The sequence below is a fragment of the Brevundimonas sp. genome (genome assembly GCF_041919755.1).
Taxonomy (GTDB): domain Bacteria; phylum Pseudomonadota; class Alphaproteobacteria; order Caulobacterales; family Caulobacteraceae; genus Brevundimonas.
This window is the reverse complement of record NZ_JAYRTD010000007.1, coordinates 43,168-55,909: the sequence shown is the minus strand read 5'-3', so window position 1 is coordinate 55,909 and position 12,742 is coordinate 43,168. Positions and strand designations below refer to the sequence as shown.

Annotated in this window: 13 protein-coding genes; 8 read left to right on the top strand and 5 right to left on the bottom strand. The window is 65.5% G+C overall.

The window, feature by feature from the left end; translation table 11 throughout:
* Positions 1 to 74: 74 nt before the first annotated feature.
* Together ACE3TH_RS10150 and ctrA are read right to left on the bottom strand one after the other, a co-directional pair.
* Complete coding sequence (locus tag ACE3TH_RS10150) at positions 75 to 1,364, bottom strand: OmpP1/FadL family transporter (RefSeq protein WP_374599636.1); 1,290 nt, start codon at positions 1,362 to 1,364, stop codon at positions 75 to 77.
* A gap of 1,027 nt (positions 1,365 to 2,391) precedes the next feature.
* Positions 2,392 to 3,099 carry a response regulator transcription factor CtrA gene (ctrA, locus tag ACE3TH_RS10145; protein ID WP_374599635.1) on the bottom strand — a complete coding sequence of 236 codons (708 nt, stop codon included), beginning with the start codon at positions 3,097 to 3,099 and terminating at the stop codon, positions 2,392 to 2,394.
* Between the two features lie 305 nt (positions 3,100 to 3,404).
* Here ctrA and ACE3TH_RS10140 point away from each other — a divergent pair, with 305 nt between their 5' ends.
* Both ACE3TH_RS10140 and ACE3TH_RS10135 read left to right on the top strand, forming a co-directional pair.
* A complete protein-coding gene (locus tag ACE3TH_RS10140) occupies positions 3,405 to 3,761 on the top strand; it encodes a chromosomal replication initiator DnaA (protein ID WP_374599634.1) in 357 nt (118 codons plus the stop codon).
* Positions 3,758 to 4,468 (top strand): DUF6456 domain-containing protein, encoded by a 711-nt coding sequence (locus tag ACE3TH_RS10135; protein WP_374599633.1) that lies wholly within the window; start codon positions 3,758 to 3,760, stop codon positions 4,466 to 4,468. Before ACE3TH_RS10140 ends, ACE3TH_RS10135 begins: the two co-directional genes overlap by 4 nt.
* Here ACE3TH_RS10135 and ACE3TH_RS10130 read toward each other — a convergent pair whose 3' ends face one another.
* Entirely contained in the window at positions 4,469 to 4,909 is a 441-nt protein-coding gene (locus ACE3TH_RS10130) for a SufE family protein (protein WP_374599632.1), read from the bottom strand.
* 173 nt (positions 4,910 to 5,082) lie between these two features.
* Here ACE3TH_RS10130 and ACE3TH_RS10125 point away from each other — a divergent pair, with 173 nt between their 5' ends.
* Complete coding sequence (locus ACE3TH_RS10125) at positions 5,083 to 6,786, top strand: ATP-binding protein (protein WP_374599631.1); 1,704 nt, start codon at positions 5,083 to 5,085, stop codon at positions 6,784 to 6,786.
* On the opposite strand, the gene ACE3TH_RS10120 is transcribed toward ACE3TH_RS10125, so the two are convergent.
* Complete coding sequence (locus ACE3TH_RS10120; RefSeq protein ID WP_374599630.1) at positions 6,783 to 7,655, bottom strand: hypothetical protein; 873 nt, start codon at positions 7,653 to 7,655, stop codon at positions 6,783 to 6,785. The genes ACE3TH_RS10125 and ACE3TH_RS10120 overlap by 4 nt on opposite strands.
* Positions 7,656 to 7,712: 57 nt before the next feature.
* Between ACE3TH_RS10120 and ACE3TH_RS10115 the strand changes: the two genes are divergently transcribed.
* The 3 genes from ACE3TH_RS10115 (at position 7,713) to ACE3TH_RS10105 (ending at position 10,276) form a co-directional block, all read left to right on the top strand.
* Positions 7,713 to 8,051, top strand: coding sequence for a DUF1491 family protein (locus ACE3TH_RS10115; RefSeq protein WP_374599735.1), 339 nt, complete (start codon positions 7,713 to 7,715; stop codon positions 8,049 to 8,051).
* 126 nt (positions 8,052 to 8,177) lie between these two features.
* Positions 8,178 to 8,558, top strand: a complete 381-nt coding sequence (locus ACE3TH_RS10110; RefSeq protein ID WP_374599629.1) for a hypothetical protein — start codon at positions 8,178 to 8,180, stop codon at positions 8,556 to 8,558.
* 53 nt (positions 8,559 to 8,611) lie between these two features.
* Entirely contained in the window at positions 8,612 to 10,276 is a 1,665-nt protein-coding gene (locus ACE3TH_RS10105; protein WP_374599628.1) for a DUF1570 domain-containing protein, read from the top strand.
* Between the two features lie 55 nt (positions 10,277 to 10,331).
* Here the strand turns inward: ACE3TH_RS10105 and ACE3TH_RS10100 are convergent, their stop codons facing one another.
* On the bottom strand, positions 10,332 to 10,469 hold the full coding sequence (locus ACE3TH_RS10100) for a hypothetical protein (RefSeq protein WP_374599627.1): 138 nt from the start codon (positions 10,467 to 10,469) through the stop codon (positions 10,332 to 10,334).
* Between the two features lie 190 nt (positions 10,470 to 10,659).
* On the opposite strand from ACE3TH_RS10100, the gene ACE3TH_RS10095 reads away from it, so the two are divergent.
* Positions 10,660 to 12,306 (top strand): peptide chain release factor 3, encoded by a 1,647-nt coding sequence (locus tag ACE3TH_RS10095; protein WP_374599626.1) that lies wholly within the window; start codon positions 10,660 to 10,662, stop codon positions 12,304 to 12,306.
* Positions 12,307 to 12,391: 85 nt separating this feature from the next.
* Positions 12,392 to 12,742, top strand: a complete 351-nt coding sequence (locus ACE3TH_RS10090) for a hypothetical protein (RefSeq protein WP_374599625.1) — start codon at positions 12,392 to 12,394, stop codon at positions 12,740 to 12,742.

Below are 12,742 nucleotides of genomic sequence, written 5' to 3'. Positions count from 1 at the left end.
TCTGCCCCACTCCGCACGCGAAAACGCCCGCCGGAGCGATCCGGCGGGCGTCGTCGCGTCGGGTCTGTGGTCGTCTAGAACGCCCAGCGCGTGCCCAGCGACCAGGCCAGGCCATAGCCTTCGGCGGTGCCGCGCAGGCTGGACAGGGTGGCGGCGGGGGTGCCGGCGTACAGGGTGCGGTCGCTGAAGATGTCGCCATCCTCGAAGGCGACATAGGTCAGGCCCAGGTCCATCGTCAGCCGGTCGGTCGCCTTGACCGAGACGCCTCCCGAAACCAGCCAGCGGTTGGCGTCGGGGATGCGGGCTGTGCGTTCGGTGTCGCGCGTCGGGGTCGGCGTATAGCCCACCCCGCCCCGGAAGGTCAGGGTGTCGGTCGCGGCATAGTCGAAGCCGACCGCGCCGGTCGTGACGTCCTTGTAGTCCTGAACGATGGTCTGGCCGCCGGTCGGATAGACCACGCGAATGGCGTCGAACTCTGACCAGCCGATGCGGTTGACCTGGGCATTCAGGGTCAGCCTGTCCGTCGCGCGATAGCGGACCGAGGCGGCGAGGAAGGACGGCACGCTGAAACCGGCGGTGCCCGCCGTGTCGACATTGGCAGTCTCCAGCGGCCCGACCAGGCCGGAGATCAGGACGTCGCCGTCCAGCTCATGTTCGATGGACGATCGGTAGCTGAGCCCCAGGTCGAAGCGACCAAAGCGGGCTTGCGCCCCCACGTTCCAGCCATAGGCGATGCCGTCGCCTTCCAGCGAGGAGAACCCGTCCGGCAGCGCGGGCGACAGATTGGGCAGGGCCGAGGTCAGCTTGGCCTTGGCATACTGGGCGTCGAAGCCCGCGCCGATATCCAGCCAGTCCGTCACCTTCATCGCCCCGACCAGGCCGATGTTGGCCGAGCGCAGTTCGGACGTCAGGGCGTCGTAGCGGGCGAAGGCCTCCGGCTGATATTTGGTGGTGAAGTTGTAGGGCGCGGCGACGGCCAGGCCGACGGCGAAGCGGTCGCCGACGGGCGTGGCGATGGCGAAGTTGGGCACCAGGCCGCTCTCGATCGGGCTGTTGGCATTGTTGCCCGCGACCGGCACGGTGATGTCGCCGGGATAGGTCAGGGTCGAGCCCGTGTTCTTCACCTCGGAGCCGACGGCCACGGCATGGATGCCGGCCGTGACCTCGCGTCCGCTGCGGGCGATGGCGGCAGGGTTCCACCACAGCGACGACACACCGGTATCGGCCGCCTCGCCCGAATAGGCCCGACCGGCGGCGCGGGCGGACTGTTCCTGCAGATAGTAGGCCTGGGCGGCGGCAGGCGATGCGGCGGCGACGGCGACGACCGAGGCCGCGCCGGCCAGTAGGAGTCGGGACGTTTTCATGGGACTGACTTTCGGAAACGCGGCACCGATCGGATCGGCGGCGGGACTGGAACTGTGCCGGGGAGGCCCGCGTGGAATGAGGGACCGCGCTACAGGCCGCAATGCCTGCGCGGCCGTCTCGCGCGAAGGTGATCGATGTTTAGTGGGTCACCGAACGATGGGCGCTGGGTGGGCGCAAGTTGGCCAAAATGTCTTGCTGCGGAAGGCAACGAAAAGACCGCTTTCGACCCGTTGCGGACATTGCAGTCTGTGATCGGGTCGTGCTCAATCCAACAATGCCGACCACGGTTTCCAGAAGCGTACATCACCACGGCAAGCGCCATCGCTTCGCCGTGACCCCGAAAGACGAAAGTTCTGCGGCCTTTAAAGCTGCTCTAGTCGAGTTGGATGAACAGGTGCGCGCCTTCACTGCGGCCAAGGCGAAGGACGTGGGACGGAAATCCTACCGCAAGCCAAAGAGCGGGTAGCGGGAAGGTCTGTTTTGTTTCCCGTCGCATCCGTCCGCTCTCGACCGTTGCGGACATCTGCTTAAGCGGGGCGTCGCCATTGTAGGGGCAGTTCGACCTCCTGCCCAACGTGCGCGTCATCGGCCACAAATCGTGCTGACATGCACATTCCCCACTCTCCAAGCCTGACGTTGGTGGTGCTGCGAACGACGCATCGTTCCAACTCTCCGCCTTCACCAACTCGACAACGGAGAAGGGCCAAGCCGTCTGGAATGTCGGTGACGAATGGCTGGCAGCGAGCGATTTCGTCAGGCGTGGGAGTGCGTTTCCATCGCGTGGATGCTGGCTGGTCCTGAACCGCAGCCAAGGCAGACCCGCAGCCGGTGAGTAGAACCACCAGAGCCGCGACCCGAACAGGAAAACGCCGTCTCATCGTGAGAGCATAGGCACACCGAAGGTCCACTTTCCACCCTTAGCGGACATTCAGCCCGTCCGCTTTCCGGCCCAACCCGCACACACCAAAACGCCCGCCGGAGCGATCCGGCGGGCGTGGGTCGTTTCTGGTGTTTCGTCCCTGAAGATCAGGCCGCGGCGCTGGTGGGCTGCTGACCTTCCGACGGGTCGCGCAGGACGTAGCCCCGGCCCCAGACAGTCTCGATGTAGTGCTTGCCGCCTGCCGCCGTCGCCAGCTTCTTGCGCAGCTTGCAGATGAAGACGTCGATGATCTTCAGCTCGGGCTCGTCCATGCCGCCGTACAGGTGGTTCAGGAACATTTCCTTGGTCAGGGTGGTGCCTTTGCGGAGCGAGAGCAGCTCCAGCATCTGGTATTCCTTGCCCGTCAGATGGACGCGGTGACCGTTCACCTCGACCGTCTTGCCGTCCAGGTTCACGGCGATCTCGCCGGTGTGGATGATGGCCTGGGCGTGACCCTTGGAGCGGCGGACCACGGCGTGGGTGCGCGCGATCAGCTCGTCCTTGTGGAACGGTTTGGTCATATAGTCGTCGGCACCGCCGCCGAAGGTCTTGACCTTGGTTTCGATCTCGGTCGAGCCCGACAGGATCATGACCGGCGTGTTGACCTTGCCGACGCGCAGCTGGCGCAGAACTTCCAGGCCGTTCATGTCGGGCAGGTTGAGGTCCAGAAGGATCAGGTCGTAGTCATAGATCTTGCCCAGATCGATGCCTTCTTCACCCAGATCGGTCGTGTAGACGTTGAAGCCTTCCGACTTCAGCATCAGCTCGATGCTTTGCGCGGTCGCGTGATCGTCTTCGATAAGCAGAACGCGCATTCAAGCCCCTCCAGGCCAAGCTCAGCCGTATGAATATGGTCCCGCTTAACGGGTAACCTTGTTCGCACGTTAATCTCTCAAAACCTTAAGAAAGGTTAACGGCGTCCCGATATGAGAATCACTAGGCTGATTTGCGAATCGCCGTCGAGACTCCGCGAGTCAATCCAGCGCATATTTTTCGATCCACGCCCCTCCTGCGGCCTGTCGACCGGCTACGTCCGAAACTGACGTAGCAGGACTATATTCCTATTCAAGCGACCGGCGCATGTGAATGACCGGGCGATCAGTGAAAGAGGGGTGTATCGATGACGCAGGCGTATCGGGTTCAGGTGACGGTCGCGGACCGCATCAAGGCAGGGCTGGCCCTGCAGATGGTGGCGGCCACGACGGGCGTGCCGGTGGAGGTCATGACGGCGCGGGCGCGCCTGTCGGGAGCGGCATGCAAGGCGCGGTGGCTGGCCATGTATCTGGCCCATGTGACTTTTAGCTGGACGTTGGATCATGTGGGACATGCGTTCGGCCTGAACCGCACGACGGCGGCGGCGGCCTGTCGCTGGGCCGAGGACGAACGGGACCAGCCTGGCCTGGACCGTCTGATGGACCGGCTGGAACGCAGCCTGCGCGATGTGCTGGAGGCCCCGCGCTGCGAGCTGTCGGCATGAGCGATCTGGCCAGGGCGAGGTGGCTGCTGGGGCGCAAGGGAGCCTGGATCGATGCGGTCAAGGACGGCTATGGCCTGCGCATCGGGGCGACGCGCCGGACGCGGGTGCTGCTGACCTTCAACGAAGCGCTGTTCCGCGCGCTCGTGGTCCAGCCCGGCCTGAGGGTCCGCCCCGGCGGCGGATGGGTGGCGAGAACCGCGCGGGCCGACGTCGACGGCATCGCCCCTGAACCCGGTCGGCCCGGCCTGATCGAGGGTACGACCCTGATCGCCAACAGCGACGGGCGGCTGACCCCTCGCCGCGCCAATCTGGGCCAGTCGCCGATCGCCTGGCTGGCCCGGCGCAAGGATGAGACCGGCCGGCCCTGGCTGTCGCCTGCCCAGGTCGCGGCGGCGGGCCGACTGGCGACGGAGGCGGAGGCGGCGATGCGCGGACCATCCTTGACCATGCGATGGGACGCCCTGCCCAGATCCGGCGGCGGATCGGCGACGCGGGCGGAACCGGGCGATGCCGCCCTGGCCGCCGGTCAGCGGGTCGAGCGGGCCCTGGCGGCCTGTGGTCCGGCCCGCGGCATGGTCGATCGCATCTGTGTGCGGGCATCGTCCCTGCAACTGGCCGAACAGGACCTGGGCCTGCGACGCCGCACGGGCAAGGTCCTGCTGATCCAGGGACTGACGGCCCTGGCGGCGCACTACCGTATCGGGTGATCAGGCCGCCGTCTGCGCCGCCGCGCGGATGCGTCCGACCATATTGTTCAGACCATTGGCACGTTGAGGCGTCAGGGCTTGGGGCAGGCCTAGCCGATCCAAGGCTGCTCGCGCGTCAAAGGCCAGGATTTCGTCCGGGGTCCGATCGGAATAGAGGCTGAGCAACAGGGCGATGTTGCCCTTGGAGATGGCGCTGTCGCTGTCGGCAGTGAAGACCAGGCGGTCGCCGGTTGGATGCACGGCCAGCCAGACCTGGGCCGCGCAGCCAGGCACCTTGTTCGCCTCGATCCGATCCGCATCAGCCAGCGGGGCCAGATCCTTGCCCAGGTCGATGACGTATTCGATCCGCCCCTCCCAGTCTCCCAGCAGATCGAGCTCCTCGACCAGTTCGGCCAGGGTGTCGTCGATGGACTTGCGGTCCCGTGAAGCGGTCGAGGTCATGAGCGGCAGATAGGCTCATCGATCATTAACGACAACCGCCAGAACGCTCCCCGAAAATCGGCACCGGCGGGCTTGAACCAGTCGCCTGTGGCGGGAACCGCCTTGGGGCGACTCACCCCCTTCGCTAACCTGCAAGCACCGGAGATTTCGTCCGGGCACGACATGACGCCGACTTGACCCCACAGCCGAAGCCCGATCTCGCGCCGATACGCCCCCTCGCCGGTTCACTCCGCGCCGAGGATGGACCGGCGCTGGCCGCCTGGCATGCGGCCTGGGCGGTGGCGGCGGCCCTGCTGGCGCTGGGTGGACGCTGGCTGGGGGCGGTCGACGGGGCGATCTTCTACGGCATCGTGGCCATGGTGTTGCCCGGCCTGATCGGAGTGGGCCTGCTGATCCGCAACGGCCAGGCCGAGCGTCTGCTGCTGCTGGCGGCCTGGGGACTGGCGGCGGTCATGGCGGCCGCGTTCTCGGGCGGACTGAGCGGGCCTCTGGCCGGCTTCGCCTTCCTGCCGCTGGCGGCCGGCCTGGCCATGGGCGGGTCGCGGGCGGTTCAGATCGGGGCGCTTGGGGTGGCTCTGGCGGTGCTGTCGGGCCTGTTCTCCAACCTGCTGGTCGCGGTCGGGCCGCACCGGCCCGTGCTAGCGACGGTCGCGGCTCTGCTGACGGCGGGGGCGGCCATACCGGCGGTGCGTTTGTCATGGCGTCAGGGCGAAAGACGGCTGAGCCGCGCCGAAGCCGAGGCGCAGCGTCTGGAGCGTCTGCTGGCGGCGCAGGGCAGTCTGACGCTCGTCGTCTCCCCCGATGGTCAGGTGCGTGCCGCCTATGGCCAGCCGCCGGCGGGGGTGGCGGTTGACCCCCTGTTTGCCGAGGGCTTGATCGCCACGGCCCATGCGCCCGACCGACCCGCCTTGCTGGCGGCGATGTCGAAAGCTCTGGCGGGTCATGACGCGACGGTGCGGATCGCGCCGCGCGGGGCCCTGGACCGCCGTCTGCAACTGCACCTGAGCCGGATGGACGAGACCGATGGCCCGCGCCTGCTCGTCCAGGCTTTCGACGCCACGCCGCAGTATGCCCATGAGCTGGGTCTGGAGGCCGCCCGGTTCGAGGCCGAGACGCGCGAGGCGGGCAAGACGCGCTTCCTGGCCAATATGAGCCACGAACTGCGCACGCCGCTGAATGCCGTACTGGGCTTTGCCGACATGATGCGCCAGCGCCTGTTCGGCCCCCTGCCCGAGCGTTACGGCGAATATGCCGACAACATCCATGAGGCGGGCGGGCATCTGCTGGACCTGATCAACGATGTGCTGGACGTCTCCAAGATCGAGGCAGAACGCTACACCCTGTCGCTGGAGCGGTTCGACGCGCGCGAAATCCTGTCGGCCGCCGTGGCCCTCGTGAGGGTCACCGCCGACGAGCGGGGCGTGAACCTGTCGGCCATCCTGCCGTCCGAGACGATCGAGGTGTCCGCCGACAAGCGGGCGCTGAAGCAGATCACGCTGAACCTGCTGTCCAATGCGGTGAAGTTTACGCCCGCGGGCGGGGCCGTAACCATCACCAGCGAAGCTGTCGGATCTTGGCTGGAACTGGCGGTCGCCGACACCGGCGTGGGTATCGCGCCGGAAGACGTAAAACGGCTGGGCCGTCCGTTCGAACAGGCCGGGGCCATCGAACAGCGCCGTCAGGGCACCGGTCTGGGCCTGTCACTGGTGCGGGCGCTTGCCGAGCTGCATGGCGGACAGATGAGCATCGACAGCACCCTGGGCGAAGGCACTGCTGTGACGGTGCGTATGCCCGTGGCTGTTCCTGCACGTGCGCCGGTGCCAGAAGGCGGTGCTGAGATTATCGCCCTTCCGCTGGCGAATGGCGGATCTGCCTAAAGGCTGCCCATCGCCAGGAACGCCCGCCCGGCGCTGAAATCACCGGCGGTGAACCGCGCCGTGGCCACGCTACCGTCGCGGAAGTGGAACTCGACCAGGAAGGGCTCGCGGGGGTCCAGGGCCGCCAGCGCCAAGGTCGTATGGGCCGGGAAGCGCCAAGCCTCGCCGGAGCGGCGCTCGGCGGCCAGCAGGCCCTCGTCCGCAGGCGACACGCCAGTCGCCCACAGACTGGTGCGCACCGAGACGGGCGGCAGGGCGTCGTTCAACAGCCACGGGCGTGGCAATAGGGTCGCGTCCCGCATGACGACACGCGCGGCGACCGGGCGGGGCTTGCCCGGGAAGGAGACGACCGCGCTGAGCACCGGATCGGTGCCGCCGAACCCGAACTGAACCGGGGCGGCGCCGCTGGCCGAGGCCTGCATCAGACGCCAGGTCGGGGTGGAGTAAACACTACGATTGGCGGACCAGCCCTCGAAATCCATGCGCGGCATACGCGACCAGCCGGCAAAGGCATGGTCGACGCGGGCCCGCACCGTCTTGAGATCGGGATTGGCGCACGAGATCGAGGCCGCGCGCGAGCGCGCCCGGGCGGCGGTCGCGCTGAGATCGGCATGCGCCGCGCCCGAACGCAGGGCCGCGCCCCGGGCCTGATAGGCAGCGGCGATCAGGGCAGCATTGACGCGGGGCTGGAACAGGTCGCAGCGGGCATCGGCGGCCAGAACGAAGCTGCGCTCATAATAGGTCTGCGCCGGATCAGCCCAGGCGGGGCCCGCCATTGCCAGCAGTCCGCCCGCCAGCAGTGTGGCACGTGCAGCGCGCGCCAATGATCCGTCGCGCTTCGTCTTTTCGGCGTTCTGCCCTATCGTCATGGGGCGACCCTTAGACGCCCATGCGTTCCGGTCCGGTTTCCGAGCAGGGTGAACGAATTGCTTCTGTCCAGCGATCTGTGGGTCTCCGCCCTGATCCGTCGCGCCGAACTGGCGGGAGCGTTCGCGACCGTGGCGCGCAAGGGCGACGCGCGCGCCGGCACCGTCATCGTCAAGGCCTTCGACACCTCTACCCGCCGAGCCCGTCTTTACAGCGAGGCTTTCGGCCCCGACGGCGAGCGCTTGTGGATGCAGCCGGTCGAGAGCGAGGTCGAAAGCGACCTGGATGCCTATGTCCAGCGCCAGATCGGCTATGATCCCGACGTCTGGGTGGTCGAGATCGAGGACCGCGAGGGACGGCATTTCATCACGGAAAAGGTGGCGAGTGACGTCGGCTGATCCGGTGGCGGTGTCTTCCCGCCCGGTGCGAAATTCTTAACCGCGTTCGCAAACGGAACCGCAAGTGCATCGCCTTAGGGTCACCCCAACGGGCCAGAACGGTCCGGCCTGTGGTGGTGTGTCCCGATGCTGTTTCTTCTGAACGACGTGGTGTTCGACCTGGACGCGGCCTGCCCGGTCACGCCCGGCGACGCGCGCCGTTTCGAAACGCTGGGGCTGGACTATGTGCTGGAGCTCGGCTGCGAGCTGTTCGCCGAGGACCCGCTGCTGCATCTGAACGACCCGCAGCGCGCACGCCGTCTGGCCTGGCTGATCCACGACCGCAGTCCGGAGGTGAACGCCGCCCTGTTCGCCGCACCAGAGGCCGGATGCGATCCCGACCTGGTCGAGCCGCGCTTCTGCGCCCTGCCCGACGTCGTTCTGGGACAGCTCCAGCGCAAGAACGCGCTTGGCAAGCTGGACGCCGTCACCGCCGACCGCGCCGTCTGGAACCGCCTAGCGGCCTGATCAGTCCTGTCGGCGAATGGCGTAGCGAGGTGGGTTGAACCTCAGCGCGTCAAATGCCTATTCTGACGCAACTTGAGCGCGTTGGGGGCATCGCATTGTCTATTCGGTCTATCGGGATCGCTTTAGTGGCTATTGTAGCCACTACTTTCGGCTTTACGGGCTCAGTTCACGCGGAGTGGCTGAAAGCAGAGACGAAGCACTTCATCATATACGGCGACACCAGCGAAAGATCGATGCGCGCCTATGCCGAGAAGGTCGAACGCTTCGACACCTTCCTTCGGACTTACTATCCGGTGCAGTCAGAATACGAGATTCCCAAGCTGGAAATTTATCTGGCGAACGGCCGACGCGACATGCTGCGGGCTGAACCTCGCATCGGTCCTTCGGTCGCTGGATTCTATTCGCCAAACTCAGGCAGGATTCACGCCGTTGTAAATGCAGAAAGCAGAGGAGGTGATCTCACTCTGTTTCACGAGTACGGCCATCACTTCATGTATCAGATGGCAGCGAATGCCTATCCCTCATGGTTTGTTGAGGGATTTGCCGAATACTATTCTACAGCCGACGTCCGACCCGACCGGATTCAGTTTGGCCGGCATGACGAAGGCAGGATGACTTATTTTGTCCAGCTTCCAGCAAATAGCTGGGCACCAATGGCTGATGTTCTGCAGTGGAAAATCTCGGACTCAGGTCGTTACCGCGCAGGCGACTATTACGCCCAGGCCTGGGGGTTGACGCATTACTTTATGAGCACGCCGGAGCGCACACGCATGCTGGGACTTTACCTGGCGGCTGTGACCAACGGCGAGGATTCGGTTCAGGCTATGGAGCGCATCACTGGACGAAGCACCTCGCAGTTGCAGGACGACATGCGCCTTTATCTGTCCGGGGCCATCCAGATTCACACCCCGCAAATCCAGTTTCCGACTCCAGAGGTGGCAGTCTCACGTCTCTCTCGTGAACAAGCCGAGCTTCTCTGGCTTGATCTCAGGTTGGACCGCGAACCAGTGAAGGTGGAGGTAGCAGACCCACCAGAAGGTGAGACCGACCGCGCTCGCCAACGTAGGGAGATGCTGATCAGAGAAAGCGCCGAGGATCGGGCCCAACTGATACAGGACGCACTCGGAGCAGGCGTTGGCAGCGGAAACGAGTTGCTGCGCCTTCGCGTTGTCGCCAGAGGCCATAGGCTTGCTGGTAATTCTAGGGAAGGGTTCCGCGTGCTGGAGCCGCATCTGACGCGGGATCAAGCTGACCCCGACCTACTCCGCCTTGCGGCGGAACTTCTGATGGATGAGACAGATCAGGATACGGAAGCGTCCGAGGCTCGCGGTAACCGACGTGAGGCCATCACCTATCTCGCCCGCTCTTTGGACGCCGACCCTCTGAACTTTCTGACGTACCGCGCGCTCAACGAAACGCGACGAGGAGAGCCCGGATATCCCAGCGACAATGACATTTCCACGCTGGATGTTGCGTTCAAGCTGGCTCCCCAATCCTTCGACATCCGCATGCGGCTGGCGCAGGCCTACATGTCACGGGCCAGATATGACGAAGCCATCGAAGTACTTCGCCCAGTAGCAAACAGTCCCCACGGGGGATCGTGGTCACGACGGGCCAAGGCACTTGTGGCTACGGCTCAGGCAGAGTCGGGCCAAGCCGTAAATCCCGTTAGCCAGGCTCCCGAGGAAGCAACGGCTATCGAGGCTCCGACCGAGTGATGCGTCCAAACCTACCCTGCTCATCAAAGAGCGGAAGATCCTCTAGCAGGTGACGTCAAAGCACCAGGTTGAAGACGATATGCACGATCACCGCCGCGGCAATGATCACGCCAAAGCCTGCGGCCAGGCAAATTGCGGGATGCGGGCCATCGCGATGGGCTTGAGGGGGTTTGTGGTCGTGGATCAGGGCCATGTCCGTTCCTTCGTTTCCAAAGGCGGCGCCCGATTGCGTGACCGGAACGTCTCGCCTGTCAGGACACTGGACCCGATAACCCTGCCTTGCCAAGGGGTATTCGCTTTAATCGACAGACCGGGCCTGCGTCCGCGCATCGGGTGACTTTTCAGGCAGTCCGCGCTAGGTCGCGCGGCTCCAAGGAACATCCATGTCGAAACTGACCATCGAACAGGAGGCCCTGCGTCGCAGGACCTTCGCCATCATCGCTCACCCGGACGCGGGCAAGACGACCCTGACCGAGCATATCCTGCTGGCGGGAGGGGCGATCCGTGCGGCCGGGGCGGTGCGGGCGCGAGGCGAGAACCGGCGCACCCAGTCCGACTGGATGAAGATCGAAAAGGAGCGCGGCATTTCGGTCAGCGCCTCGGTCATGACGTTCGAACACACCACCTCGGACGGCGTGGCCAAGATGTTCAACCTGCTGGACACGCCTGGGCACGAGGACTTTTCGGAGGATACCTATCGCACCCTGACCGCCGCGGACTGCGCCATCATGGTGCTGGACGCCGCCAAGGGCATCGAGCCGCAGACGCTGAAGCTGTTCGAGGTGTGCCGCCTGCGCGACATCCCGATCATCACCTTCATCAACAAGCTGGACCGCGAAGCCCAGGATCCGATGGCGCTGCTGGACGAGATCGCGTCCCGCCTGCAGCTTGACCCTGCCCCCATCTGGTGGCCGGCCCAGAGCGGCAACCGCCTGCGCGGCATGGTCGAGATGGGCACCGGACTGTTCCAGCCGTATGCCAAGAAGCCTGCGGGATCCAAGGATGACGTGCCTCATCCCGAGGCCCTGCCCCTGGCCGAGGCCGCCCACTTTTTCGAGGAGGGCGAGCATCAGGAGATGATCGAGGCGCAGGAGCTGGTGGAGGCCGGCTATCCCACCTTCGACCGTCAGTCCTTCCTGGAAGGGCATATGACGCCGGTGCTGTGGGGCTCGGCCCTGCGCCATTTCGGCATCGACGAACTGCTGGCCGCCATCGGAGAATGGGCCCCGCCGCCCAAGGTCATGAAGGCCCAGAAGGCGGCCCCGCCCGAGACCCGCAATGCGCCCGCGCCTGTCGATCTGACGGTCGATCCTGGCAGCAGCGAGGTCACCGGCTTCGTCTTCAAGGTGCAGGCCAATATGGACCCCAACCACCGCGACCGCATCGCCATGTTCCGCATGGCCTCGGGCAGCTTCAAGCGCGGCATGAAGCTGAAGGTCCAGAACACTGGCAAGCAGCTGTCGGTCAACGCCCCCATCATGTTCTTCGCCAGCGACCGCGAACTGGCCGAGGACGCCTTTGCCGGCGACGTGATCGGCATTCCGAACCACGGCGTGCTGCGCGTCGGCGACAGCCTGTCCGAAAGCGGCATGATCCGGTTCGCGGGCCTGCCCAACTTTGCGCCTGAGATCCTTCAGCGCGTCCGGGTCAAGGACCCGCTGAAGGCCAAGCACCTGAAGAAGGCTCTGGACGGCCTGGCCGAGGAAGGCGTCACCCAGCTGTTCCGCCCCGAGCTGGGTTCGGACTTCATCGTCGGGGCCGTCGGCCAGTTGCAGTTCGAGGTCATGGCTGACCGACTTGGCGAGGAATACGGCCTGGAAGTCATCTTTGAACCCAGCCCCTACGCCGAAGCCCGCTGGGTCGGCGGACCCAAGGCCGACGTCGAAGACTTCGCCGCCAAATACCGGCCCCAGATGGCCACCGACATCGACAACGACCCCGTCTTCCTGGCCAAGTCCAGCTGGGAAACCGGCTATGTCGGCGAACGGTTTCCGAGGGTGGCGTTCACGCGCACGAAGGAGCGGGGCTAGAGCCCGAACCACTTTCGCCTTTTCCATGCCGCCTCCCTGTGGTGTTGTGCGGCCCGAAGACGCCATCGATGGCGTGGAGTTCTGAATGCTGGTCGCGGCTTTGATAGGCTGGAGCGTTATGCAGACGCAGGCGGCCGCGGCCCCGCGTCCGACACCACCCACCTATGCCGAGGCTCTGCGCTGTTCGGGCCTGACCCAGGCGGCTTCGGAGCTGGAGGGCGGGGAGAGCGACGAAGGTCAGGCGCTGTATGACGCGGCATTGTACTGGTCGCTGACCACCATCCAGTCCGGTCAGGCCGCACGGCGTCCGACGGCGACGGTGGAGGCCGAGATGACGCGCTCGCGCGTGCAGGCGGTGCGTGAGCTGACGGCCCGGAATGAGGCTGCGCTGACCGCCCTGCGCGCTTGCCGCGCCCGCACCCCCTCTCTCGGCTGA